This window comes from Rhodanobacter sp. IGA1.0, assembly GCF_040208325.1.
GTDB classification, from domain to species: Bacteria; Pseudomonadota; Gammaproteobacteria; order Xanthomonadales; family Rhodanobacteraceae; genus Rhodanobacter; species Rhodanobacter spathiphylli.
In genome coordinates, this window is sequence record NZ_CP157948.1 from 2,260,764 (window position 1) to 2,282,253 (window position 21,490).

General features: G+C 66.9%; 26 protein-coding genes. 11 read left to right on the forward strand and 15 right to left on the reverse strand.

Features of this window, described 5'->3' with window-relative positions; genetic code table 11:
- Positions 1-26: 26 nt before the first annotated feature.
- A complete protein-coding gene (locus ABNK63_RS10215) occupies positions 27-560 on the forward strand; it encodes a lipocalin family protein (protein WP_350015545.1) in 534 nt (177 codons plus the stop codon).
- Here ABNK63_RS10215 and ABNK63_RS10220 read toward each other — a convergent pair.
- Positions 541-1,071 carry a hypothetical protein gene (locus tag ABNK63_RS10220; protein WP_007805901.1) on the reverse strand — a complete coding sequence of 177 codons (531 nt, stop codon included), beginning with the start codon at positions 1,069-1,071 and terminating at the stop codon, positions 541-543. The two genes, ABNK63_RS10215 and ABNK63_RS10220, sit on opposite strands and share 20 nt — an antisense overlap.
- A gap of 147 nt (positions 1,072-1,218) precedes the next feature.
- Here ABNK63_RS10220 and ABNK63_RS10225 point away from each other — a divergent pair, with 147 nt between their 5' ends.
- Positions 1,219-1,686: a MarR family transcriptional regulator gene (locus ABNK63_RS10225; RefSeq protein WP_007805902.1), complete on the forward strand. Its 468-nt coding sequence runs from the start codon at positions 1,219-1,221 to the stop codon at positions 1,684-1,686.
- A gap of 82 nt (positions 1,687-1,768) precedes the next feature.
- Positions 1,769-2,194, forward strand: coding sequence for an organic hydroperoxide resistance protein (locus ABNK63_RS10230; RefSeq protein WP_007805903.1), 426 nt, complete (start codon positions 1,769-1,771; stop codon positions 2,192-2,194).
- Positions 2,195-2,240: 46 nt separating this feature from the next.
- Here ABNK63_RS10230 and ABNK63_RS10235 read toward each other — a convergent pair whose 3' ends face one another.
- Positions 2,241-2,717: a PepSY domain-containing protein gene (locus ABNK63_RS10235; protein ID WP_350015546.1), complete on the reverse strand. Its 477-nt coding sequence runs from the start codon at positions 2,715-2,717 to the stop codon at positions 2,241-2,243.
- A 269-nt stretch (positions 2,718-2,986) separates the two neighbouring features.
- On the opposite strand from ABNK63_RS10235, the gene ABNK63_RS10240 reads away from it, so the two are divergent.
- Positions 2,987-4,174, forward strand: coding sequence for an HD-GYP domain-containing protein (locus ABNK63_RS10240; RefSeq protein WP_350015547.1), 1,188 nt, complete (start codon positions 2,987-2,989; stop codon positions 4,172-4,174).
- A gap of 78 nt (positions 4,175-4,252) precedes the next feature.
- Positions 4,253-5,497 carry a bifunctional diguanylate cyclase/phosphodiesterase gene (locus ABNK63_RS10245; protein ID WP_350015548.1) on the forward strand — a complete coding sequence of 415 codons (1,245 nt, stop codon included), beginning with the start codon at positions 4,253-4,255 and terminating at the stop codon, positions 5,495-5,497.
- 15 nt (positions 5,498-5,512) lie between these two features.
- Here ABNK63_RS10245 and ABNK63_RS10250 read toward each other — a convergent pair whose 3' ends face one another.
- The gene (locus ABNK63_RS10250; protein ID WP_007805907.1) at positions 5,513-5,857 is read right to left on the reverse strand and encodes a zinc ribbon domain-containing protein YjdM; all 345 of its coding nucleotides are present in this window, start codon (positions 5,855-5,857) and stop codon (positions 5,513-5,515) included.
- Positions 5,858-5,972: 115 nt separating this feature from the next.
- Here ABNK63_RS10250 and ABNK63_RS10255 point away from each other — a divergent pair, with 115 nt between their 5' ends.
- Complete coding sequence (locus ABNK63_RS10255; protein WP_007805909.1) at positions 5,973-6,338, forward strand: VOC family protein; 366 nt, start codon at positions 5,973-5,975, stop codon at positions 6,336-6,338.
- 39 nt (positions 6,339-6,377) lie between these two features.
- Here ABNK63_RS10255 and ABNK63_RS10260 read toward each other — a convergent pair whose 3' ends face one another.
- Entirely contained in the window at positions 6,378-7,859 is a 1,482-nt protein-coding gene (locus ABNK63_RS10260; RefSeq protein ID WP_350015549.1) for a carbohydrate-binding protein, read from the reverse strand.
- A gap of 668 nt (positions 7,860-8,527) precedes the next feature.
- Between ABNK63_RS10260 and ABNK63_RS10265 the strand changes: the two genes are divergently transcribed.
- Positions 8,528-9,427 carry an EamA family transporter gene (locus tag ABNK63_RS10265; RefSeq protein WP_350017211.1) on the forward strand — a complete coding sequence of 300 codons (900 nt, stop codon included), beginning with the start codon at positions 8,528-8,530 and terminating at the stop codon, positions 9,425-9,427.
- Here ABNK63_RS10265 and ABNK63_RS10270 read toward each other — a convergent pair.
- The 3 genes from ABNK63_RS10270 to ABNK63_RS10280 form a co-directional block, all read right to left on the reverse strand.
- Entirely contained in the window at positions 9,421-9,990 is a 570-nt protein-coding gene (locus tag ABNK63_RS10270) for a hypothetical protein (protein ID WP_007805915.1), read from the reverse strand. The genes ABNK63_RS10265 and ABNK63_RS10270 overlap by 7 nt on opposite strands.
- A 269-nt stretch (positions 9,991-10,259) precedes the next feature.
- On the reverse strand, positions 10,260-10,526 hold the full coding sequence (locus tag ABNK63_RS10275) for a DksA/TraR family C4-type zinc finger protein (protein ID WP_350015550.1): 267 nt from the start codon (positions 10,524-10,526) through the stop codon (positions 10,260-10,262).
- A gap of 39 nt (positions 10,527-10,565) precedes the next feature.
- Entirely contained in the window at positions 10,566-11,330 is a 765-nt protein-coding gene (locus tag ABNK63_RS10280; protein ID WP_007805918.1) for a hypothetical protein, read from the reverse strand.
- Between the two features lie 131 nt (positions 11,331-11,461).
- Between ABNK63_RS10280 and ABNK63_RS10285 the strand changes: the two genes are divergently transcribed.
- Together ABNK63_RS10285 and ABNK63_RS10290 are read left to right on the forward strand one after the other, a co-directional pair.
- Positions 11,462-13,222, forward strand: a complete 1,761-nt coding sequence (locus tag ABNK63_RS10285; RefSeq protein WP_350015551.1) for an acyl-CoA dehydrogenase family protein — start codon at positions 11,462-11,464, stop codon at positions 13,220-13,222.
- A 197-nt stretch (positions 13,223-13,419) separates the two neighbouring features.
- Positions 13,420-13,836: an OsmC family protein gene (locus ABNK63_RS10290; RefSeq protein WP_007805921.1), complete on the forward strand. Its 417-nt coding sequence runs from the start codon at positions 13,420-13,422 to the stop codon at positions 13,834-13,836.
- 85 nt (positions 13,837-13,921) lie between these two features.
- Here ABNK63_RS10290 and ubiM read toward each other — a convergent pair whose 3' ends face one another.
- Positions 13,922-15,133, reverse strand: coding sequence for a 5-demethoxyubiquinol-8 5-hydroxylase UbiM (gene ubiM / locus ABNK63_RS10295; RefSeq protein ID WP_350015552.1), 1,212 nt, complete (start codon positions 15,131-15,133; stop codon positions 13,922-13,924).
- 85 nt (positions 15,134-15,218) lie between these two features.
- Positions 15,219-15,458: a hypothetical protein gene (locus ABNK63_RS10300; protein WP_007805924.1), complete on the reverse strand. Its 240-nt coding sequence runs from the start codon at positions 15,456-15,458 to the stop codon at positions 15,219-15,221.
- A 279-nt stretch (positions 15,459-15,737) separates the two neighbouring features.
- Here ABNK63_RS10300 and ABNK63_RS10305 point away from each other — a divergent pair, with 279 nt between their 5' ends.
- Positions 15,738-16,397, forward strand: a complete 660-nt coding sequence (locus ABNK63_RS10305; RefSeq protein WP_007805927.1) for a glutathione S-transferase family protein — start codon at positions 15,738-15,740, stop codon at positions 16,395-16,397.
- A 119-nt stretch (positions 16,398-16,516) separates the two neighbouring features.
- On the opposite strand, the gene ABNK63_RS10310 is transcribed toward ABNK63_RS10305, so the two are convergent.
- From ABNK63_RS10310 to ABNK63_RS10330, 5 genes are all read right to left on the reverse strand, one after another.
- Positions 16,517-17,341 (reverse strand): alpha/beta hydrolase-fold protein, encoded by an 825-nt coding sequence (locus ABNK63_RS10310; protein WP_040672856.1) that lies wholly within the window; start codon positions 17,339-17,341, stop codon positions 16,517-16,519.
- Positions 17,342-17,354: 13 nt separating this feature from the next.
- Positions 17,355-18,734: a D-serine/D-alanine/glycine transporter gene (gene cycA / locus ABNK63_RS10315; protein ID WP_007805930.1), complete on the reverse strand. Its 1,380-nt coding sequence runs from the start codon at positions 18,732-18,734 to the stop codon at positions 17,355-17,357.
- Between the two features lie 95 nt (positions 18,735-18,829).
- A complete protein-coding gene (locus ABNK63_RS10320) occupies positions 18,830-19,174 on the reverse strand; it encodes a hypothetical protein (RefSeq protein ID WP_040672858.1) in 345 nt (114 codons plus the stop codon).
- Positions 19,175-19,240: 66 nt separating this feature from the next.
- Entirely contained in the window at positions 19,241-19,657 is a 417-nt protein-coding gene (locus ABNK63_RS10325; RefSeq protein ID WP_007805933.1) for a hypothetical protein, read from the reverse strand.
- 174 nt (positions 19,658-19,831) lie between these two features.
- Complete coding sequence (locus tag ABNK63_RS10330) at positions 19,832-20,647, reverse strand: helix-turn-helix domain-containing protein (RefSeq protein WP_007805934.1); 816 nt, start codon at positions 20,645-20,647, stop codon at positions 19,832-19,834.
- A gap of 103 nt (positions 20,648-20,750) precedes the next feature.
- Here ABNK63_RS10330 and ABNK63_RS10335 point away from each other — a divergent pair, with 103 nt between their 5' ends.
- On the forward strand, positions 20,751-21,236 hold the full coding sequence (locus ABNK63_RS10335) for a DUF3224 domain-containing protein (protein WP_238530889.1): 486 nt from the start codon (positions 20,751-20,753) through the stop codon (positions 21,234-21,236).
- 21 nt (positions 21,237-21,257) lie between these two features.
- Here ABNK63_RS10335 and ABNK63_RS10340 read toward each other — a convergent pair whose 3' ends face one another.
- On the reverse strand, positions 21,258-21,464 hold the full coding sequence (locus tag ABNK63_RS10340; RefSeq protein WP_007805938.1) for a hypothetical protein: 207 nt from the start codon (positions 21,462-21,464) through the stop codon (positions 21,258-21,260).
- Positions 21,465-21,490 lie beyond the last annotated feature (26 nt).

A 21,490-nucleotide genomic window follows, 5' to 3' on the forward strand; every position in this document is an offset into this window, starting at 1 on the left:
TCAATTGCACCTCACAGGCGTCCGCCATGCCCCTCCTGCTCCTGTTGCTCGCGTCGCTCGCCTTCGCTGCACCCGCGGCGGCGGCCACGCTGCCGAACGAACCGGTGCGGTCACTCGACCTCGACCACTACGCTGGCCAATGGCACGAGATCGCCCGGTTGCCGATGTATTTCGAACGCAAGTGCCTGGACGGGGTGACCGCCAGGTACACGCCGAACGCCAACGGCACCGTGCGCGTGGACAACAGCTGTCGCACCCGCGAGGGCCGGATGTCGGTCACCGGCGTGGCCCGGATCAAGGACGGCCAGCCCGGCGCGCTGGAGGTACGCTTCGCCCCGGGCTGGCTGAGCTGGCTGCCGGTGACCTGGGCCGACTACTGGGTCATCGAGGTGGACCCGGACTATCGATGGGCGGTGATCGGCAGTCCCGGCCGCAAGCACCTGTGGATCCTCGCCCGCAAGGCATCGATGGACCATGCACTGTTCCGGACGCTGAAGGAACACTCGCGCCAGCGCGGCTACGACGTCGACCAGCTGATGATCACCGCGCCGCTGGAATGACCGGGGCGCCCTGCTGCGGGTGCACGGCACCCAGCGGGCTCGGCGCGCAAGCGACCTTCTGCACCGTGTAGCTGATGCCGGCGATGCGCCAGCCATCGGCGGTGCGGGCCAGGCTGAAACTGTCGATGCCGCAATGGGACAGCTTGCCGTCCAGGTGGAAATCGTACGGCGCCCAGACCTGGGCAAGATTCCCCTGCACGGTGACCTGCGCATCCCAGATGCGCTCGAGGAAGGCTTCCTTGCGCTTGGCCAGCGTGTCGAGATAACCGGTGTCGGCCTCGATCCGCAGCTTGCCGTCCGGCAGCAGCACCACGAAGTTGGCCCCAGGCAGGATCAGCCGGCGCGACGTTTCCACATCATGCCGGGTCATGGCCGCAAACAGCGCATCCACCGCGCCCAGGGCTTCGCGCTGGGCCGCGCTGTAGGTTTCCCCGGCGTGGACACTGGCCCCGCCCAGTATCAAGGAGGCGGCAACGGTGATTGCTGCGAAGCTGCTGATCCGGAAACCCATGCGTATTCCCTCGGGCTGCTGCGTCGATGCCGGGGCCTCTGGCGTCGCCGGCGAGGCGACCACTCTACTCCGGCTGCTCGATGCCGCTGCAACTTCCGCAAATAAATCGCTTGCCAATGAATAGCGCGCTATGTAATATGCGCAGCCATGAAGACTGCCCGCGCCGCCACGAAGCCTGCCGCCAACGCCGTACCCCGGCTGGATGCGCAATTGTGCTTTGCGCTCTATTCGGCGGGGCTGGCCATGAACAAGGTGTATCGCAAGCTGCTCAAGGCGCTCGACATCACCTACCCGCAGTACCTGGTGATGATGGTGCTGTGGGAGGACGAAAGCCTCAGCGTGTCGGAAATCGGTGAACGCCTGTTCCTCGACTCCGCCACCCTGACCCCGCTGCTGAAGCGGCTCGAGTCCGCAGGTCTGGTGACGCGGCTGCGCTCGCGCGACGACGAACGCCACGTGGTGATTTCGCTGACCGCCCGGGGCAAGGCGCTGCAGGGCAAGGCCGGCAAGGTGCAGGAATCGATCTTCTGCGCCACCCGCTGCGCACCGGAGCAGTTGATCCATCTCAAGCAGGAGTTGCAGGACCTGCGCCGCAAGCTGTCCACCGAGGACTGATCGCCAGTCATTTTCCATCATTCAAATAGCGCGCTATTTGATAGCACACTAAACTCACCAACCCCCACCCAAGGAATCCGCCATGTCCATCGAAAAAGTCCTGTATCGCTCCAAGGCCACCGCCACCGGCGGCCGCGACGGCCGCGCCACCTCCTCCGACAACGTGCTCGACGTCAAGCTGACCACCCCGAAGGAACTGGGCGGCGCCGGCGGTGACGGTACCAATCCGGAACAGTTGTTCGCCGCCGGCTACTCGGCCTGCTTTCTGGGCGCGATGAAGTTCGTGGCTGGCCAGCAGAAGCTGCAGCTGCCAGCCGACACCCGGGTCACCGGCCAGGTCGGCATCGGCCCGATTCCCACCGGCTTCGGCATCGAGGTCGAGCTGACCATCACCATCCCCGGCATGCCCCGCGCCGACGCCGAGGCATTGGTGCAGAAGGCGCACATCGTGTGCCCCTACTCGAACGCCACCCGCAACAACATCGACGTGACGCTGACCATCGCCTGAGTCATCGGCCGCGGCAGGCCGCAGTCCGGCCTGCCGCGCCGAGGGCTCAGAACAACAGCAGCAACAACGGCACCATGACTCCGGCGCCGAGCACCACGCCGAACACCGCGGGGCGACGGGTAAAGCGCCACGCCATGTACAGGCCGCTCGACACCGACACCAGCAGGCCCAGGGCGACCAGCGCAAAGAACGTCTTCATCGGCCACAGATTCCTCTTCGCCGGCCTAGCCGCCTCGTCGCGCACGCGCGGTTGCACGGCCGGCGTCGGTTGCGCCGTGTTGCCGGACGCGGTGGCCGGTGGACGCCGCCGCTGTGGCATCTCCAGGGTCTGTTTCTTGTGCAGTTGCGCCGCACTGGCCAGCCAGGCCGGCGGCGCGTAGCCGCTGTCGCGCGAGCTTTCGTGCAGGCCGAACACCTGCAGCCCGCCCGTGATGGCAAGAAACAGCAGCATCGGCGCGGTGAACACGCCCAGATGCAGATGGATCGAACGGAAGGTACGCAGGAGTCGGTGAGCAGGCGACATAAGGGCAGGAGGCTTCTGGACAAGGTGATGCACTGTAGTGGCGACACTACGCCGGGCCAATGGTCGGCCGACGCACGCATGACCATTCCCCACCCACGCGTCCCGCGCGACACGCTTCATTGGCATCCGCACGCAATCCCCTGCTAGGCTGCCGGGTGTTGCAGGAGGCGGGAAGTCTGCCGCCGGGCCACTCGGCCAGACCATCGGCTCGCCCCATTCCAGCCAGCCCATCGGGACCATGCGTGGCCTTTGAAATCGAAGAACAGCGCATGGACGTCCACGCCCTCCGGCTTGGCATGTACGTGTGCCGGCTCGATCGGCCATGGGAGGAAACCTCTTTCCCCCTGCAGGGGGTCGGGCTGGCAAGCCCCGAGGATCTCGCCGCCGTCCGCGCGGTTTGCGAGTACGTGTACGTCGACCTTCGCCGCCAGGTGCCGATAGCGCCGCGACCGGCACTGACCCGCACCAGTCTCTCGGGAACCCGCTTCAAGGACACCGTCCAGTACGCCGACAGGATTCCCGTCGAAGAGGAAGCGCCGCGGGCCCACGCCGCGCTGGACAACGCCGGCGAGATGGTCGACCGGATCTACGAAGACATCGCCAGTGGCCGCGAGCTCTCGGTGGAACGCGTCGAGCAGGCCGTGCGACCGCTGGTGGCCAGCGTGCTGCGCAGCGCCGATGCATTTTTCCTGGTCGAGGGATTGCGCCGGCACGACAACTATTCCTACAGCCATTCGATCGGTTGCAGCGCGCTTGCCGCCGCCTTCGGGCGGCACATGGGCTTCGCCGAGGAAACCATTCTCAGCCTGGCCGCCGGCGGCCTGCTGATGGACGTGGGCAAGACCCGCGTCCCGGAAAACCTGTTGCGCTATCCCGGCTCGCTGTCACCCGCCGAAGTGGACGTGGTGCGCTCGCACGTCGCCGCCGGGCTGGCGATCGTCTCCGAGTCGGACATCACCGACCAGGACGTGCTGGACATCCTGCGCAGCCACCACGAGCGCCATGATGGCAGCGGCTATCCCGACGGCCTGGCCGGCAACATGATCCCGATCACCGGGCGCATGCTCGGCATCATCGACACCTACGACGCGATGATCAGCCCGCGCCCCTATCGTCCGGCGATTTCCCGCCATCACGCGCTGCGGCAGATCTACGCTACCCGCAACACGCTGTTCCAGGCCGAGATGATCGAACGCTTCCAGGTCTGCCTTGGCGTCTACCCGACCGGATCGCTGGTGGAGCTGAGCACCGGCGAGGTCGCCGTGGTGATGGCGCAGAACCAGGTTCGCCGGCTGCGCCCCAAGGTCGTCGTGCTGACCCGGCCGAACAAGCAGCCGCTGGAGGATTTCCGCCAGGTCGACCTGATGCTGCAGGACCAGGGCGCCGCCGTGGACATCGTGCGCAGCCTGGTTGCCGGCGACTATGGCATCGACGCCGCCGACCTGTTCCTGAAATGACACAGCTGCGATGATTCGCCCGTGCCACGGGTTTGCGCTCCGCCCGTCCTCAAGTCTCCAGGCCACGTTGCCATCAACATGCTGAATCGGGATTCCCTGTTTGCCGCGATCGAGGCACAGATCGCCGCCTGCGTCGAAACGGGCGGACGTTTCGCCGTGCTGATGCTGCGTGCCCGCGGCCTGCGCCAGATCGCGCTGCGCTTCGGTTACGCCCAGGGCGAGCAGGCCGGCGAGGTTGCCCATGAACTGATCGTGCAGTCGCTGCGTCCCGCCGACCGGGTCTTCCGCGCCGGCGACGACAGTTACGCCGTGGTACTGCCCGACATGCTGAGCCGCAACCACGTGCTGCTGGCCAGTGCGCGACTCAGCCAGGCCTTCGAGCAGCCACTGCACGGGATGGAGTCGCCCTGGCAATTGCGCGCGGTGATGGGCGTCGCGCTCTACCCCGAACACGGGCAGGACGCGGACCTGCTGTGCCGCCGCGCCGCGATGGCGCTGGACGAAGCGCAGCGTCGGCGCGAGTCCTGCCAGATCTACCAGCCGCACGACACCCAGGTGGAGATCTTCTACGAGGAGCTGCGCGACGCGATCGAGGCGAACCGGCTGCAGGTGTACTTCCAGCCGGTTCGCGAGCTGCAGGCCGGGCGCCTGGTGGCCGTCGAATCGCTGGCGCGCTGGACCAGCCCCCGCCACGGCGTGGTGTCGCCAGCCAGTTTCGTGCCGTTCTCCGAACAGAGCGACCTGATTTCGGCGCTGACCCGCTGGAGCATCAACGCCACCTTGCGCCATGCCGCGCCGCTGTGCGCGACAGGTGGACTGGACTTCGCCATCAACCTCTCGCCGCAGGCCTTCTCGCGGCCCGGCATGGTCGAGCAGTTCCGGGGCGCACTGGACATCTGGGGCGTGGCACCCACCTCGGTGATCGCGGAAGTCACCGAGACCGCGCTGGCCGCGGACCTGGAGTCCAGCGTGCAGGTTTTGCGCCGGTTGCGCGACATGGGCGTGCGCATCGCCATCGATGACTTCGGCACCGGCTATGCGTCGATCTCCTACCTGCGCCGCTTCCCCGCCACCGAACTGAAGATCGACCAGTCACTGGTCGGCTCCATGCAGGATGATCCGCATACGACCCGACTGGTCAGCGCGATCATCAACATGGCCCACCATCTCGACCTCGCCACGATTGCCGAAGGCATCGAGAACCAGGCCACCGAGGACCTGCTGGCCGGCATGGGCTGCGATTTCGGCCAGGGCTACCATCTCGGCATGCCCGAAGCGGCGGCCGATTTCGTGCAGCGCTTCCAGGCCTTGTCCCCGGGCTGACGGCGGGCAGCGATCTCAGGCCTTCTTCAGGAAGCACACCTTCAGCACCAGTCCCTTGATCTTGTCCGAGCTGCCTTCGATGTGCTCTTCGTCGCCATCGACCAGGCGGATGTTGCGGATCACCGTGCCCTGCTTCAGCGGGATCGATGAACCCTTCACCTTGAGGTCCTTGATCACCGTCACGGTGTCGCCGCTGTTGAGCACGTTGCCGTTGACGTCGCGCACCACCAGCGCCTCGCCACCCTCCCCGTTACCCGACGCGATCGGCCACTCGTGGCCGCAATCGGCGCAGATGTAGTTGTCGCCGTCGGGATAGGTGTTCTCCATCGCGCAGGACGGACAGGCGGGAATGTCGGACACGGGACGTACCTGGTTCATGCCATCGGATCGCGATTATAGGCGCATCGGTCGGGCCTTCACGCTGCCGACATGGACGAGGAGCTAAATCTTGCGCCAACGCCCGCGGAGAAACATCATGACTGCCCACCAGGTTCTCGCCACAGTTGCCGTGAGCGATTTTGCTGCATCCAGCGCCTGGTATGCCCGCCTGTTCGGACGGGGCCCGGACGACACGCCCAATGCATCCTGCGCCGAGTGGCAGATCGCCAGGCGCACGCGCATCCAGCTGCTGTCGAGGAACGAGCTGACCGAAGCGCCATGCCACGCCGGCGCAACGTCGGTCGGCATCATGGTCGAGGATCTGGACGAGATCCTGCACGACCTGCAGGATCGCCACATCGACGTCCCCGCCCCGCAACTGGCCACGCACTTCGTGCGCTTCGCGCCGGTGTGCGATCCGGACGGCAATACGGTGACCTTCGTCGAATCGGCGACGTCCTGAAAGCTGGCGGGCCGACATCCGGCCCGCCAGCGCCTGTTGCTACTTGCCCAGGTCCTGCAGGAACCGCTTGCTGTATTGCAGCGGCGTGGTGCCGCTCACCGAATTGCAGATCGGCGATGCCGTGCCGCCACCGCCTGCGCACGGCGTGTCGCGATCCAGCGACCAGAAGTGCACGCCGGCCATGCCCTGGTTCACCGCGTAATTGACCACGGTGTCGACGTCGGAAACCCGGAACACTTCGCTGCTGACGTCATTCACGCCGATCATCGGGGTCAGCTCGATGCGGCTGGCGGGAATGCCGTAGGTGTACTGCAGGTTCGTCGCCGCCTGGATCGCCGACTGGCCCATGTCGCACTGCCCGTTCGACACCACGCACACGCCGGGACTGGCCGAACCGAAGTCCATCACCATCAGGTTGATCGTGTAGTTCGGCAGGTTGGCCGCCTTCACCGCACGCACCACCATGTCGCCCACGCCATTCAATCCGCCATGACTGCCATCGGACGCCGCCAGCGTGGCCAGGGTGAAGGAGAAGCGCAGGTTCGGATACAAGGTGTGCGCGTACGCGGCGTTGGCGATCAGGTTGTTGATCTGCGCCTGTGACTGGGCACCTTCGATGTCGAAGTCCACGCCGACCATGTACGGCGAGGCGTAGCGCGAAAGGAACTGCGCCATGCCCGCCGCCGAACCACAGGTGAAGCTGCCGGCCTGGCCACCGGTGGAAACCACATAACTGATCCCCGCGTCGACCAGCGGCTGGATGTTCGCGCTGGCGAAACTCGCCGCCGGGATGCCGCCCCAGCTTTCGCTGCCGCATTCGCCCGACGCGAAAGCGAGCGTGACCGCGCCCAGATTCGGCAACGCGGTGGACACCAGGCTGCCGCTGCCCACCAGCGGAATCGCCGTGCCGGTGACCGCGGTGCGCATCACGTTGGTATTCCAGTTGAGGTTGATGGTGACGTCCTTGTACGGACTGAACAGGAAGCCTTCGGCGGGCGGGTTCGGCGTACCCGGATCGCCAGGGTCCCCCGGATCGCCGGGATCGCCCGGGTCCGTGGAGCCATCGCAACTGCCCTGGGCCGTCCACGGCTGTCCGGTACCCGTCGGTCCGCTGTGCGTGGCCGGATCATCGCCCTGGGTCCACCAGTTGGCCTTGTAGTTCACCCCGTTCTCGCTGGCCAGGCTGCCGCCGCCATAGGCCGTCGCCGCACTCCATGCCGCGTCGCAACCGCCCGACCCGGGCGGGTCGGTGGGCGGCGGGTCGGTCGGCGGAGTGCTGCCGCCGCAAGAGCCCTGCGATGTCCATGGCTGACCCGAACCGCCGGGCCCGCTGCTGGTCGCCGGGTCGTTGCCCTGGGTCCACCAGTTGGCCAGGTAATTGTTGCCGTTCTCGCTGACCACGCTGCCGCCGCCGTAGGCGGTCGCCGCATTCCACGCCGCCGCACAGGCGGGCGCGGATTGCGCGTGTACCGCCTGCAGCGGCACTGCCGCCAGCAGGGCCACCGAAAAGCAGGTGCCCATGGCACTGCCCAATGCACTCAAAGCCAAGCCGGACCACACAGCCGATCGTTTCGCAAACATGAGATGTCTCCTGTCGGGACTACATCGCTACGGGTGGGTTGTCAGGACAGGCCTGGCGACGCTCCGGTCAGCCACGGGTGGGGAACCCGATGTCCTGCTGCCTCCTTGCTCGCTACCGCTTCTTATGGACGTGCTGTCCCGTCATAGACCCGGATGACAACGTTGTCTATCAGACTTTTTCCAAACTGTGACGGGGACCCGCCGGCTGTGTCAAAGCGCTCGAATCCAGTCCACGCCCGGCCGGTGGCCGGCCTCATGTCGCGACCAGGTGACGAAACTTCAGGTGGATTGACAACGTTGTCTACCAAGCACTGAAGAATCATGGGACGCCGCCGGGACGCCTGGCGCCGCGGCCGCGTGGCCATTGCATCCTTCACGGCGATCACGCGGCGGGCGGGCGATGCCCAGGTCGATGCAGGGTCGATCGCGCCCCGGTTCACGCCATGACTGGCGATCGTCCGGAAATGCGCCTCAAACGGCGACCGCGGAGCGAAGGCGGGACGAAACTTGCAGTACCATGCGCGCCACTCTTCGCTTCCTGCAGCAAGCTCCTGGAAACGACACCCACCCCGTCGCACCCCGTCGCGCCGCTGCCATTGCGCGCCGTGATGCTGATGCTGGGCAGCGCCAGCCTGTTTGCGCTGATGGCGGTCTGCATCCGGCTGGCCTCGGCCCAGCTGCATCCGTTCCAGATCACCTTCTTCCGCAGCGGCTTCGGCGCCCTGTTCGCGCTGCCCCTGCTGCACGGCCACGGCTGGCAATTGCTGCGCACCCCACGACTGGGTTTCTACATCGTGCGCTGCGTGCTGGGCATGGGCGGGATGCTGGCCGGGTTCTGGGCGATCGTGAACCTGCCGCTGGCCGAGGCGGTGGCGCTGTCCTATTCGTCGCCGCTGTTCGTCACGATCGGCGCCGTGCTCTTTCTGGGCGAAGTGGTGCGCATGCGGCGCTGGAGCGCGGTGGTTGCCGGTTTCATCGGCGTGCTGGTGATCGTGCGGCCGGGCAGCGATGCGTTCACCGGCGGCAGCCTGGTCGCCCTGCTGGCAGCCGCGCTGACCGGGGCGGTGACGATCAGCATCAAGTCGCTGACCGGCAGTGAACCGGCCGACCGCATCGTGTTGCTGACCACCCTCCTCTGGATTCCGCTGTCACTGCCCGCCGCACTGTCGGTGTGGCAATGGCCACACGCCGGGACCTGGCCATGGCTGGTGCTGTCCGGCGCGCTGGGCACCGGCGGCCACTTCTGCTGGACGCGTGCGCTGCGCCTGGCCGACGCCTCGCTGCTGGCCCCGTTCAGTTACCTGCAACTTCTGATCGTGGCGCTGCTGGCCTGGTGGATCTTCGGCGAGCCGTTGGATCGCCATACCGCCGCGGGCGCCGCCATCATCATCGCGGCGAGTCTGTACATCGCCTGGCGCGAGCATCGCCTGGCGCACGAACGGCGCCAGCAGGTGGCGCCGGCAACGAGTGTCGAGCCCACCATCTGGGCGGCGCGGCGCGATCAGTAGATGTCGGGCAGCTCGGGCAGGTCCGGCATGTTGGCCAGCTCGTCGAGCAGATCGACCGAAGGCGGTCCCGACGCCTCGGCCAGCGGCCAGCGGCCCACCACCTCGAAGCGTGATTCGCCGAAGAAGCTGCGGATCAGCACGAACTCGCAGGCGCGCCACTGGATCGGCACCACCGATTCCTCGATCGCATCGATGGCGGTGCCGTGCAGCAGGCTGACGTGGGGCAGGAAGCTGGACACCCCGCTGACCTGCAACCCCGCACGGGCCTGCCCCGCCGCAATCGCCTTGCGCAAACCCAGCGCCGCCTCGGCGGTGGCGCTGTCCGCGCAAAGCACGAACGGAAACTGGCCATCGCGGGCGGTGAACCGCATCGCCGCATCGAGGGTGGCCAGGAAAGCGTGTTCCTTCACTTCATTGCCGGCGGCAAGCAGGGCCTGCTCCAGCGGCTGCTGCAGTCGCTCGGGCTTGCCCATCGGGCACAGGGTCAGGTGCAGGCCGTCGACGCCCACCGGCGTGCCGCCGATGCGGTGGGTCTTGCGAAAACGCTCGCCCACGCCCGCCATCGCGGTTCGCGCGCACTCGTCCGGCAGCAACGCAAAGAAATAGTTGATGCCAGCCGCAAGTCCGGAAGGATTCGACGGATTGGAAATGATGGTGTCCCCCTGGTCGCGCCGGCAGCGCTTCGATCGATGCCGCCAAGCTTACCCAAATTGGCGGCGTCGATAGGTCAACGCATCGTCAGTCCGGCGACCTGCAGAGCTTGCCCCCAGCGGGGCGCCCGCACAAGCGGTGTCCGTCGCGACGGATGCCAGCCGGAAGCGTGCCGGGACACCTAGCGCAGCTGGCTGTCCTTGCTGCCCCGGCGGTTGTACGGGCCGCTGCTGCGCTGCTCGGCGTCCTGCGCCTGCTGGCAGCTCACGCACAGGCGTACGCCGGGGACGGCCTGGCGCCGCGCTTCGGGAATCGGCGCCTCGCACTCCTCGCAATGACTCAGTCCCGGGCCTTGCCGCAACTGCTGGCGCGCCCGCTGCACCGCGTCGCTGACGGTGGCGTCGATCTGATCCTGCACGGCGCCGTCGCCGGCCCAACCGGTTGCCATGGTTTGCCTCCGCGAGAGTGAACGGCGGGCGCCGGCAGCTCAGTGCGCCTTTGCCCGCAAATCCTGGATATATCCTAGTTCCCCCAATGACTTGGGTTCGCCGGGGACCAGTTTCAAGCAGCCCTGGTAGGCCTTGGTCGCCTCGTCGAGGCGGTGCAGCTCGACCAGGGCATAACCCTGGCCACGCAGCGCCACGCACTTCAGCTCGGTGGTCGCTTCCGGGGTCGTGCCGCTGATCTCCGCAGTCCCCTCGGCCTCCTGATACAGGGCCAGCATCCGGTTCCAGTCCCCGCTGCGCTGATAGGTGAACGCCAGCTCGTTCTTGTACTGGCTGTCCATCGGCGACAGGGCCAGCGCCTTTTCCAGCTCGGCCCGCGCATCCGCGTAGCGGGCCATTTCACTGTACGCGTAGCCACGCGCCCAGTAGGCCAGCGCCCAGGCCGAACCGATCACCTCTACGGGTACATCCGCCTTGCCATTGACCGTCTTGCTGCCGAGTGTGGCGTAGATCAGCGCATCGCCCACGCCGCGGGCGCAGAACACCATGCCCGCCCTGCCCTTGTAGAGCGCCTCGTACTTGTCGATCACCTCGTTCAGGGGGCCATCGATGGCCAGCTGGATGCGGCCAGCCTGGATCATCTCCAGGGCGCCCAGGACTTTCTTCATGTCCGCATCGGCCCCCGGCTTACCCGCGGCATCGACGTTCAAGGTGATGGTGCTGGCCGGCTTGACCGCGGCGTGCGGCGCGCAGCCGGCCAGCATGGAAGCCGCGACCAGCGCGGCGAAGATGACGAAACGATGCATGGACTTCCCCTGTTCAGATGCACGGCCAGCATAACCCGCCGGCTTGCGTGATCGGCCTGCGGCGATTGGCGCCATCGCCCGGCGCGCTGCAGGTGCCAGAATGCCGCTTCAGCCCCAGCCCGGAGAACGCCGTGAACACGCCCCTGCCTGCCACCTCCACCCTGCGCAGCGAGCACAGCGTCGCCAAACAGCTGTTCCTGGGCAACATCCTCGAAGAGAACCTGTTCCCCTATCCGGAAATCCGCGCCCGCGACCGGGAAATGCTGGGCGCGATGACCGACGCGATCGACCAGTTCCTCGCCGACAAGACCGCCGAGCTGAAACAGTACGACCGCGACGCCGAGCAGCCGGCCGAATTCATCCAGGCGCTGCGCGAGATGGGCCTGTTCGGCCTGATCATTCCCGAGGAGTTCGGCGGACTGCAGCTTTCCAATGGCGCCTATGCCCGCGTGCTGGGCCAGACCTCCAGCCACGACAGCTCGGTCTCGCTGACCATCGGCGCGCACAGTTCGATCGGCATGAAGGGCCTGCTGCTGTTCGGCAGCGACGAGCAGAAGCAGCGCTACCTGCCGAAGCTCGCCACCGGCGAGATGATCGCCGCGTTCTGCCTCACCGAATCCGGCGCCGGCTCCGATGCCGCCTCGATCCGCACCAGGGCGACGCGCAACGACGACGGCAGCTGGACGCTTTCGGGCGAGAAGATCTGGATCACCAACGGCGGCATCGCGGACTTCTATACCGTGTTCGCCCGCACCGACACGCCCGAGGGCAAGATCACCGCCTTCATGGTGGAAGCGGCATGGCCCGGCGTCAGCCACGGCCCGCACGAGGACAAGATGGGCATCCGCGCATCGAGCACCACCACGGTGGCGTTCGCCGACGTGCAGGTGCCGGCGCAGAACGTGCTGGGCCCGGTCGGCAAGGGCTTCAAGGTGGCGATGAGCATCTTGAACAGTGGCCGCACCGGCCTGGGCGGCGGTGCGGTGGGTGGCATGCGTACGCTGATCCGCCTGGCCTGCGCCCAGGCGAAGGAGCGCAAGCAGTTCGGCCAGTCGATCGCCGAGTACGGTCTGGTGCGCGAGAAGATCGCCCAGATGACGATGGACTGCTTCGCCGCCGAGAGCGCGGTGTGGATGGTGGCGCACCTGATCGACGCCGGCGGCAGCGACTATTCGGTCGAGGCGGCGATGAGCAAGGTGTTCGCCAGCGAGGCGGTGCAGCGCGCTTCGTACGAGGCACTGCAGATCGCCGCCGGCAACGGCTTCATGCGCGAGTTCCCGTACGAGCAGGTCACCCGCGACACGCGCATCCTGTCGATCTTCGAAGGCACCAACGAGATCCTGCACCTGTACATCGCACTGTCCGGGCTGAAGGACGTGGGCACCGGGCTGAGCGAGCTCAAATCCGCCGTGGGCGAGATCTTCAACGAACCGATCAAGGGCTTCGGCGTGCTCGGCAGCTATACCGGCCGGCGCATGCGCGAGGCTACCGGCTACGGCATCGACCGCATCGCCCACGAACTGTCGCCGCGGCTGCGCAAGGTGGCGGCCACCTACGAGAAGTACACGGTCGAGTTGTCGAAATCCTCCGACCAGCTGCTGCGTCGCTACGGCAAGAAGGCCACCGACATGCAGCACGCGCAGAAACGCCTGGCCGACATCGCGATCGACCTGTTCGTGGGCCTGTGCGTGCTGTCGCGTGCCGACAGCCTGGAAAAGAAATCGCACCCCGCCGCGGCGCAGGCAGTCAGCATCGCCGAGATGTTCGCCAGGCAGGCGCGCCGGCGGATGGCGCGCAACGTGCGCGAGCTGGAGCGCAACGAGGACGCTGCCGTGGAGCAACTGGCCGGCGCCGTGCTGGCCAACGATGGCTACATGTGGGACGTGATCTGAGAGGTTGTGATTTTTTCAACCTCGAAGCCCGGCCATGGATGGCCGGGCGCGGATCGGTCACGGAAGTGACTGATTCGCGTGAGTACGTCCGGGCACGTACCAGACGTGCGATAGAAGAAAACCACAGGAAGTGGTTTTCTTCACAGGCTCTGAGCTCGCCCGCCAACCTTGTCTTCCCTGCCGCAGGAACCATGCCGATGACTATCTATTCCGTCCACGCCGTCACCGGACAAACGCCGTACACGGTCAGCTTCACCGATGACCAGGGCAACGCCTGGCTGGCCGACGAACCGGTCGAGGATGGCGGCGCCAATGCCGGGCCGGCGCCGCACCGCCTGCTGCTGTCGGCGCTGGGCGCCTGCACCGCGATCACCCTGCAGATGTATGCCGCGCGCAAGCAATGGCCGTTGCACCGGGTCGGCGTGGACCTGCAGTTCAACCCCGAGGGCACGCCGGCCAGCGGCAACGACATCACCCGGGTGATCACCTTGCAGGGCGACCTCTCCGGCGAGCAGCGCGAACGCCTGCTGCAGATCGCCAATGCCTGCCCGATCCACAAGGTGCTGACCGGCGAAGTGCGCATCGCCAGCAGCCTGGCCAGCCACCCGGCCTGAGCAGGCCGGCTCCGGCCATGGCCCGTGAGGAAAACCGTTTCCGTGGTTTTCTTCCATCGCTTCGAAGTTGAAAAATCACAACCTCTCAGGTCGAGCGCCGGCGCAACAGGGCGGGGACGCCGGCCGACTCGGCGGTGAGCCCCGACATCACGAGGCGCTTGAATGGCCCCAGTCGGGCGCCCGCGCCCAATGCCAGCTTGCGCAACACCCGCGCCGGGCGGCGGTCGTCGGTGTACAGGCCGGCCAACATTCGGGTGGCCAGGTACAGCGGCCGGGTCGCCAGGCGATGCCGGCGCTCATAGCGCTGCAGCACCGATGCCTCCCAGAACGGCCGGCCCGCGGCCATCGCGGCGCGCATTTCACGCGCCAGTGTGTCCTGCCCCAGCAGGCCGAAATTGAAGCCGTGCGCGGTGACCGGATGCATGCCCACCGCGGCATCGCCGATCAGCGCGAAGCGCTCGGCCACGAAGCGCTGCGCGTACACCCCGACCAGCGGATAGGCGCAGCGCGGGCCGGCCACGCGCATCGCGCCCAGGCGCTGCTCGAAGCGTTCGGCCATGGCCTGTTCCAGCGCCGTGTCGTCCAGCGCCAGCATCTCACGCATCGCCGGCGGCGACAGGGTCAGCACTACCGACGAGGTGTGCGGATCGTGCAGCGGCAGCAGGGCCAGGGTCTGGCCATGGCCGAACCATTCCCACGCCACCTGCTCGTGCGGCGCCTCGTGGTGCATGCGCAGCACCAGCATGGTCTTGCCGAAATCATGCATGTCGGCGCCGATGCCCATGGCCCGGCGCGTGTCGGAGAAGCGGCTGTCCGCCGCCACCGCCAGCTGCGCGTGCAGTGTCTGGCCATCGGCCAGCTCGACCTCGGCGCCGTCGCGACCGGTGCGCACCGCGCTCACCTGCACGCCGGTGATCCGTTCCACTTCCGGCAACTCCATCACCCCGGCGTACGCGGCGCGACGGATCGCGTGGTTGGACAGCAGCCAGCCCAGCTGCGGCTTGCCCGCTTCGTCGTGGCGGAACATCAGCCCCTCGCGGTCGTCGCCGTCGAGCACCATCGCGTCGCGCAGCGTGCCGATCTCCTCCTCGCGCAGGCGCGTCCACAGGCCCAGTTCGCGCAGCAGGCGTTGCGAGTGATGGGTGATCGCGATCTCGCGACCGTCGTCCGGTGGCGCGATCAGGCCGGCTTCTGGCTGGCGCTCCACCAGCGCGATGCGCAGGCCGCTGCCTTTCAGAGCGCGGGCGAAACACAAGCCGGCGGGGCCGGCGCCGATGATCACGATATCGCAGGACATGGCAGGTACTCCGGAGGAAAGGCCCGCGCGCCGACGCGCGCGAGCGAATGGCGCGCGTTCAACAAGAGACGTGTGTCGATGCGGTTCAGCCGCTGCAGCCGCCGCAGCAGATCGTCGGCTGTTGCGCGACCTGTGCCGGCGCCACCGTCCAGCCGACCTGCCCCAGCACCTCGACCAGGTCGGTGACCGTGGCCGAGGACGATATGCGCATCACCAGTCCGCTCATGTCCAGGTCGACCACGGCCGTGGGATCGACGTCGAACAGCGCGTCCTGAACCACGGCGGGCTCGGGGGATGCGTCGACCAGCGCAATATGAAATTCCATCGAAGTTCCTCGCTGCACCGACATCTGGCCGGTGTCGCCGGTGTCGATCGTGGTCGCCCCGCCGCGGCCTTGCCTTGATCGCGGTCAAGCCCGGTCGAGACAGACGGCGATCCGTTGCACCCGCGGCGCCGCCGCTGCCCGCGCGAATCCGGCACGCCTCGCAGCCGCTGACGCAGCGCGACCTTTGCCGGGGCAATCCGGGAGCGTCGGGCATGGCCTGTCGATTCCGCCCACCTTCGTTCGTCGCCTCCGCATACCTCGCCACCCAGGTCTTCAACCATGACTGTCAAGCTTTACGCCCACCCGTTCTCGTCCTACTGCCAGAAGGTGCTGATCGCGCTGTACGAGAATGACATCGCCTTCGAGTTGCGCCTGCTCACCCCGGACGATGCCGAAACCGACCGCGAATTCACCGCCTGGTGGCCGCTGCGGCGCATGCCGTTGCTGCGCGACGGCGAACGCAACGTGATCGAATCCAGCATCATCATCGAGTACCTGGGCCAGCAGCATCCCGGTCCGCAGCGGCTGATTCCCGACGATGCCGAGGCCGCGCTGGAAGCCCGTTTTCTCGACCGCTTCTTCGACAACTACGTGCATACGCCGCTGCAGAAGATGGTGTTCGACCAGTTGCGCCCCGCCACCGAACGCGATGTCCGCGGCGTGGAGGAAGCCCGCCGCTTGCTCGACACCGCCTATGCCTGGCTCGACCACAAGCTCGCCGACAGGCACTGGGCCACTGGCGGCGACTTCAGCCTCGCCGACTGCGCCGCGGCGCCCGCCCTGTTCTACGCCGACTGGGCGCACCCGATCCCCGCCGCCTTCGCCCGTCTCGTCGCGTATCGGCAGCGCCTGCTGGCGCGTCCCTCGTTCGCCCGCGCGGTGGACGAGGCGCGACCCTATCGCTCGTACTTCCCGCTCGGCGCCCCCGACCGCGACTGAGCCATCACCCCGCCCGCAGAAGCACTCTGTGCGCGAGGCTTTTCGGCGTGCGTCCAGACTCGCCAGAGCATCGCGCACAGGGTGCGCTCCTGCAGGTCAGCCCTGCGGAGTGAGAACCGCTACTTCGGCGCGAACAGCTGGCGGAATATCGCGGGTGATGCGCCGCGATAGATGGTGGCGTGTTTCAGTTCCGGCCACGGCTGGTAGTACCAGCGCAGTCCGCGCGGCGCGTGCTTGCGCAGGGCGTCCCGCAGCAGGCCGCCGCCGCTCTCGTCCAGGCCATCGTCGCCGGTGCTGGCCACGTACAGGGTCGAGGCCAGTGATGGCTGCGCCTGCAGTCGCGCCGCGGCACCGCGGGCCAGCGCCATGTCGTTCCACCACAGGCTGGGGCTGAGTGCGATCCAGGTGTCGAACAGCTTCGGCTGGGCGAAGAACGTCTCGACCACGAACAGGCCGGCCAGCGATTCGCCCACGATCGCGCGATGGCCGTCCGTGCGATAGCGACGCTGCACTTCGGGCATCAGCTCGTCCGCCATGAAGGCGCGAAACGCGGCCGATCCGCCCACGCGCGGCGCGATCTCGCGGTCGCTGGCCAGCGTGGTCGGGCCGGTCATGTCGCGCCGGCGTTCGGTGTTCTCGATGCCGACCACGATCATCGGCCGCATCGCGCCGGCCCGGATCGCCGCGTCGACGTCGGCGGCCACATGCGGGAAGTCTTCCTGCAGGCCGCCGTCGGGCATGTACAACACCGGGTAACGGGCGTCCTTCGCCGTGGCGTAAGTCGGCGGCGTGTACACGTTGATGTGCCGCGCCTCGTGCAGCACCGTCGAATCGATGTTGAACGAGGCATGCGCCGGCATCGCGACGTCCGCCGCGGTGACCTGGCCCGCGACGACCAGGCCCAGCAGCAACAACAGGACTCCCCGCGTGGAACGCCGCTTCATGCCGGGACCGGACTCAGGCGCCGCGCGCCTTGCGCCCCTTCCACAGGTAGCCGATGCCCAGCAGCACGAACCACACCGGGCTGGCGATCAGCGCCTCGCGGGTATCCGGCTGCAGGCTCAGCAGCACCAGCACGAACACGAAGAACGCCAGGCAGGCCCAGCACATGAACACGCCACCGGGCATCTTGTAGGTCGACGCTTCATGCAACTGCGGGCGCTTGCGCCGGTACGCGATGTAGGCAAACAGGATCAGCGACCACACGAACATGAACAGCACCGCGGACAAGGTGGTGATCAGGGTGAACGCGGTGATCAGGTCGGGGATCAGGTAGATCAGCGCCGCGCCCAGCAGCAGGCACACGCAGGAGAACAGCAGGCCCAGCGACGGCACCGCGGCGCGCGACAGCCGCGCGAACGTCTTCGGCGCGTGCTGCTCCTCGGCCAGGCCGTACAGCATGCGACTGGTCGAGAAGATGCCGCTGTTGGCCGAGGACGTGGCCGAGGTCAGCACCACGAAGTTGATCAGGGTGGCCGCGGCCGGAATGCCGGCCAGCACGAACAGTTCCACGAACGGGCTCTTGCCCGGCTCCACCATGCGCCACGGCGTGACCATCATGATCGCCACCAGGGCCAGCACGTAGAAGATGATGATGCGCACCGGGATCGAGTTGATCGCCTTGGGCAGGTTGCGCTGCGGGTCGGCCGTCTCGGCCGCCGTGGTGCCGACCAGCTCGATGCCGACGAAGGCGAACACGGCGATCTGGAAACCGGCGAAGAAGCCGCTGAGCCCCTTCGGGAAGAAGCCGCCGTCATTCCACAGGTTCGCCACCGACGCCTGGTGTCCTGTCGGTGAGGTGAAGCCCCAGGCCACCAGGGCGAAGCCGGCGGCGATCAGCGCGCAGATCGCGATGATCTTGATCAGCGCAAACCAGAATTCCATCTCGCCGAACAGCTTCACCGTGACCAGGTTCAGGCTCAGCAGCAGCAACACGCACAGCACCGCGGGAATCCACGGCGCCAGGTCGGGAAACCAGAACTGCGTATAGGCGGCGATCGCGATCACGTCGGCGATCGCGGTGATGATCCAGCAGAACCAGTACGTCCAGCCGCAGAAGAAACCGGCCCACGGCCCCAGCAGGTCGGTGGAGAAGTCGATGAACGACTTGTACTCCAGGTTGGACAGCAGCAGCTCGCCCATCGCCCGCATCACGAAGAACAGCATCACGCCGATGATCAGGTAGACCAGCAGGATCGACGGCCCGGCCAGGCTGATCGTCTTGCCCGAGCCCATGAACAGACCGGTGCCGATCGCGCCGCCGATGGCGATCAGCTGCAGGTGCCGGTTGGAAAGGCTGCGCCGAAGATGGTCCGGGTGTTCCAGCGATGCGGTCATGCGGCGCGCCTTGGCGTTGGGAAGCCGCCAACATACAGAAAAGCGGGCGCGGCGGCCATGCGGTGTGCTTTCGTCACAAGGTGCGCGGGCGCACGTTACAAGTCCCTGGCGACCTTGTCCCTGACCTCAATGACATCGTGGACCGTGAGCACGTACTTCGAGGCACCCATGTTGCAGTAGTGACCCGGGGGGCCGAGTTCGCCACGAACCACCACGTAAGCCGAACCCCAGGGACCGCCGGGGCCCCTGGCCGGCAACTCCGCCTTGCGGAGATCCCCGCTCAGGCACCAGTTCTCGTTTGTGCCTTCGGGCGTAAACGAGGAAGACTCGAAATTGTAGAAGTACGTGCCGCGATAGATCTGGTCAGGGCGTGGCTTGACGCAGCTGCTGACGAGCAAGAGAAGCGCGATGCCCAATGTGGGGCGTAGGAAGAGTTTCATCGTGCGCTCTGACGAGGTTGTAGAAACCCATGCACCCAAGGCCATCCAGAATCTCCCAGGAAAATGTCAGCCCTCGAGCGCCACGCAAATTTTCTCCCACCGACTGGACAGCTTGCGGGTGATGAAAAAGGTGGCGGCGAACAGAAGAGGCGGCAACACAAGCCACCAGTAATGTTCCAGGAAGCGAATCACGGCGAGCACCGGCCTCCCAGCCGGATGGCCGAGTCGATCCAGTTGGGGTGCCACGAACATGGCATACATCTCGGCCAGGAAGAAAAGAGCAAACAGCAGGAAAGAAAAAATGCCGTACGACAAGCAGGCAACGACGACCACGAACAGGAAGCGACGCGGCATCAGGCGACCGCCCCGGTACGCAACCATGGCGGGCCACCAGACCGTCGCCCACGACATGAGGAAGTAAGTGAGCCCGACCGCAACGATCATCGCGGCCATATGAGGCGGGAAGCCAAGAATGTCTGTCATTGAAGGCTGGCGCCTGGTAGGCCACGCATGAGGGCATGTGCCATCGGATGGTCAGCCTTCAACATTGCCTGGTCAAGCGGCCCCATGCTTCGATCCAACAAGGGTTGCCGGATACAAGCGGCGCGACGACGTCGTCGAATCAGGACCACACCTTGACATCGCGCCGACGCGACCTCAGCCCGCTTGCACCCGCCGCGCATACCCCACCGGCGAACACCCCACCAGCGCCTTGAAGTCGCGGATGAAGTGGGCCTGGTCGAAGTAGCCCAAGTCCAGCGCCAGTTGCGTCCAGTCCATCGGCTTGCCCGCGTCGACGCGTTCGAGTGCTTCGTGCATGCGGTAGCGGTTGATCACCCACTTCGGGCCGATGCCCACGTACTGGTTGAACAGGCGTTGCAGGGTGCGCGGCGTGATGCTCCAGCGGGTCGCCAGGTCGTCGAGGGTGCGCAGGCTGCGGTCGATGGCGATGGCGTCCACCATCTCGCCCACGCGCAGCGCCTGCGCATCGGGTGGCGGCAGACGGGTGACCAGGAAGTCGCTGGCCAGCGACACCATGTGTTCGTCGTCCGGCGATGCCTGGATGATCGTGGCCAGTTCGGCGGCGACGGTGCCGAACACCTGTTCCGGCGCGATGGAGCGATTGCGCAGCACGGATACCGGTTGCCGCAGGAAGCCGTGGAAACCGCCGGGGCGGAACTTCACCCCGAACACGCCGCCGCAGCCTTCCAGCACGGTGCTGAAGCGGCCGGTGTGGATGCCATGGATGCGGTTGCCGGCAGCGTCGCATGCCAGGTGCACGTTCGGGTGCGGCAGCGTTTCGCGCAGCTGCGGCGGGCCGCCCTGCAGATCCCAGCGCACGATCCAGTAATGCTGCACCACGCCGGCCAGCGCCGGCGGTGGCGCGATGCGGGCGTGGTGGAACAGGCCCGTCGACGGCGCGCCTGGCGCCGGACGCAACACGCCACGGGCCTTGCCGACGCCACCGTTCATCCGCGTCGTCCGCAAGGGGTGGCACGCGCCTGTCGCGTTTTTACAATCATCGCGTCCCCAACCGTGTTTTCATTGTCGGCATGACATCACGCGGGAGTCTCCCATGAAAGCCATCCCACGGCTCCTGCTCGTCATCGCCGTTTCGCTGCCTGCGGCAGCGCTTGCACAAGCCCCCACGGAGTCCACCACCATGCACGCCACCGGCCATTTCGACGTCAAGGTTTCCCCGCAGACGCCCGACAATCCCCAGGCCAAAGCTTCGGGCCTGGCGCGACTGTCGCTGGACAAGCAGTTCCACGGCGATCTGGACGCCACCAGCCAGGGCGAGATGCTGGCCGCCGGCGACGGCAGCACGTCCGGCGCCTACGTGGCGCTGGAGACAGTCAGCGGCAAGCTGCACGGCCGCAGCGGCAGTTTCGCGCTGGTGCACCGCGCCCTGATGGTCGCTGGCACGCCGCGGGAATGGACCGTGGTGGTGGTGCCCGGCTCCGGCACCGGCGAACTGGCGGGCCTCGACGGCGCCATGACGATCACCATCGTCGACGGTCGGCACGACTACGACTTCAGCTACACCTTGCCCACGCACTGAGCCACGCCGCCGCCGCGACAATCAGGGCGTCGCGCTCAACGCGCGCATGCAGACCACGGCGATGACGGCCAGCACGGCGGCGATCGCTGCCGCCCACCCGCTCCATGCCTGCAGCCGGCGCCGGAACCGGTCCTGACGCTGCGCATCGCCGCGGAACATCTTCTGTTCGATCGACCGCCCCAGCAGCAGCACGGTCAGCAGCACCACGATCACCGCCACAACGTGCATCGACTCTCTCCCGCGTCGCCCGCCGG

Bases quoted from the DNA above. Each gene is read 5' to 3' on its own strand.
- ABNK63_RS10225 (WP_007805902.1), top strand. From the start codon at position 1,219: ATGAAGACTGCCCGCGCCGCCACGAAGCCTGCCGCCAACGCCGTACCC.
- ABNK63_RS10220 (WP_007805901.1), bottom strand. From the start codon at position 1,071: ATGGGTTTCCGGATCAGCAGCTTCGCAGCAATCACCGTTGCCGCCTCC.
- ABNK63_RS10230 (WP_007805903.1), top strand. From the start codon at position 1,769: ATGTCCATCGAAAAAGTCCTGTATCGCTCCAAGGCCACCGCCACCGGC.
- ABNK63_RS10235 (WP_350015546.1), bottom strand. From the start codon at position 2,717: ATGTCGCCTGCTCACCGACTCCTGCGTACCTTCCGTTCGATCCATCTG.
- ABNK63_RS10290 (WP_007805921.1), top strand. From the start codon at position 13,420: ATGACTATCTATTCCGTCCACGCCGTCACCGGACAAACGCCGTACACG.
- ABNK63_RS10280 (WP_007805918.1), bottom strand. From the start codon at position 11,330: ATGCATCGTTTCGTCATCTTCGCCGCGCTGGTCGCGGCTTCCATGCTG.
- ABNK63_RS10260 (WP_350015549.1), bottom strand. From the start codon at position 7,859: ATGGGCACCTGCTTTTCGGTGGCCCTGCTGGCGGCAGTGCCGCTGCAG.
- cycA (WP_007805930.1), bottom strand. From the start codon at position 18,734: ATGACCGCATCGCTGGAACACCCGGACCATCTTCGGCGCAGCCTTTCC.
- ubiM (WP_350015552.1), bottom strand. From the start codon at position 15,133: ATGTCCTGCGATATCGTGATCATCGGCGCCGGCCCCGCCGGCTTGTGT.
- ABNK63_RS10215 (WP_350015545.1), top strand. From the start codon at position 27: ATGCCCCTCCTGCTCCTGTTGCTCGCGTCGCTCGCCTTCGCTGCACCC.
- ABNK63_RS10275 (WP_350015550.1), bottom strand. From the start codon at position 10,526: ATGGCAACCGGTTGGGCCGGCGACGGCGCCGTGCAGGATCAGATCGAC.
- ABNK63_RS10240 (WP_350015547.1), top strand. From the start codon at position 2,987: ATGGACGTCCACGCCCTCCGGCTTGGCATGTACGTGTGCCGGCTCGAT.
- ABNK63_RS10245 (WP_350015548.1), top strand. From the start codon at position 4,253: ATGCTGAATCGGGATTCCCTGTTTGCCGCGATCGAGGCACAGATCGCC.
- ABNK63_RS10310 (WP_040672856.1), bottom strand. From the start codon at position 17,341: ATGAAGCGGCGTTCCACGCGGGGAGTCCTGTTGTTGCTGCTGGGCCTG.
- ABNK63_RS10265 (WP_350017211.1), top strand. From the start codon at position 8,528: ATGCTGATGCTGGGCAGCGCCAGCCTGTTTGCGCTGATGGCGGTCTGC.
- ABNK63_RS10305 (WP_007805927.1), top strand. From the start codon at position 15,738: ATGACTGTCAAGCTTTACGCCCACCCGTTCTCGTCCTACTGCCAGAAG.
- ABNK63_RS10255 (WP_007805909.1), top strand. From the start codon at position 5,973: ATGACTGCCCACCAGGTTCTCGCCACAGTTGCCGTGAGCGATTTTGCT.
- ABNK63_RS10340 (WP_007805938.1), bottom strand. From the start codon at position 21,464: ATGCACGTTGTGGCGGTGATCGTGGTGCTGCTGACCGTGCTGCTGCTG.
- ABNK63_RS10300 (WP_007805924.1), bottom strand. From the start codon at position 15,458: ATGGAATTTCATATTGCGCTGGTCGACGCATCCCCCGAGCCCGCCGTG.
- ABNK63_RS10270 (WP_007805915.1), bottom strand. From the start codon at position 9,990: ATGGCGGGCGTGGGCGAGCGTTTTCGCAAGACCCACCGCATCGGCGGC.
- ABNK63_RS10335 (WP_238530889.1), top strand. From the start codon at position 20,751: ATGAAAGCCATCCCACGGCTCCTGCTCGTCATCGCCGTTTCGCTGCCT.
- ABNK63_RS10325 (WP_007805933.1), bottom strand. From the start codon at position 19,657: ATGACAGACATTCTTGGCTTCCCGCCTCATATGGCCGCGATGATCGTT.
- ABNK63_RS10330 (WP_007805934.1), bottom strand. From the start codon at position 20,647: ATGAACGGTGGCGTCGGCAAGGCCCGTGGCGTGTTGCGTCCGGCGCCA.
- ABNK63_RS10320 (WP_040672858.1), bottom strand. From the start codon at position 19,174: ATGAAACTCTTCCTACGCCCCACATTGGGCATCGCGCTTCTCTTGCTC.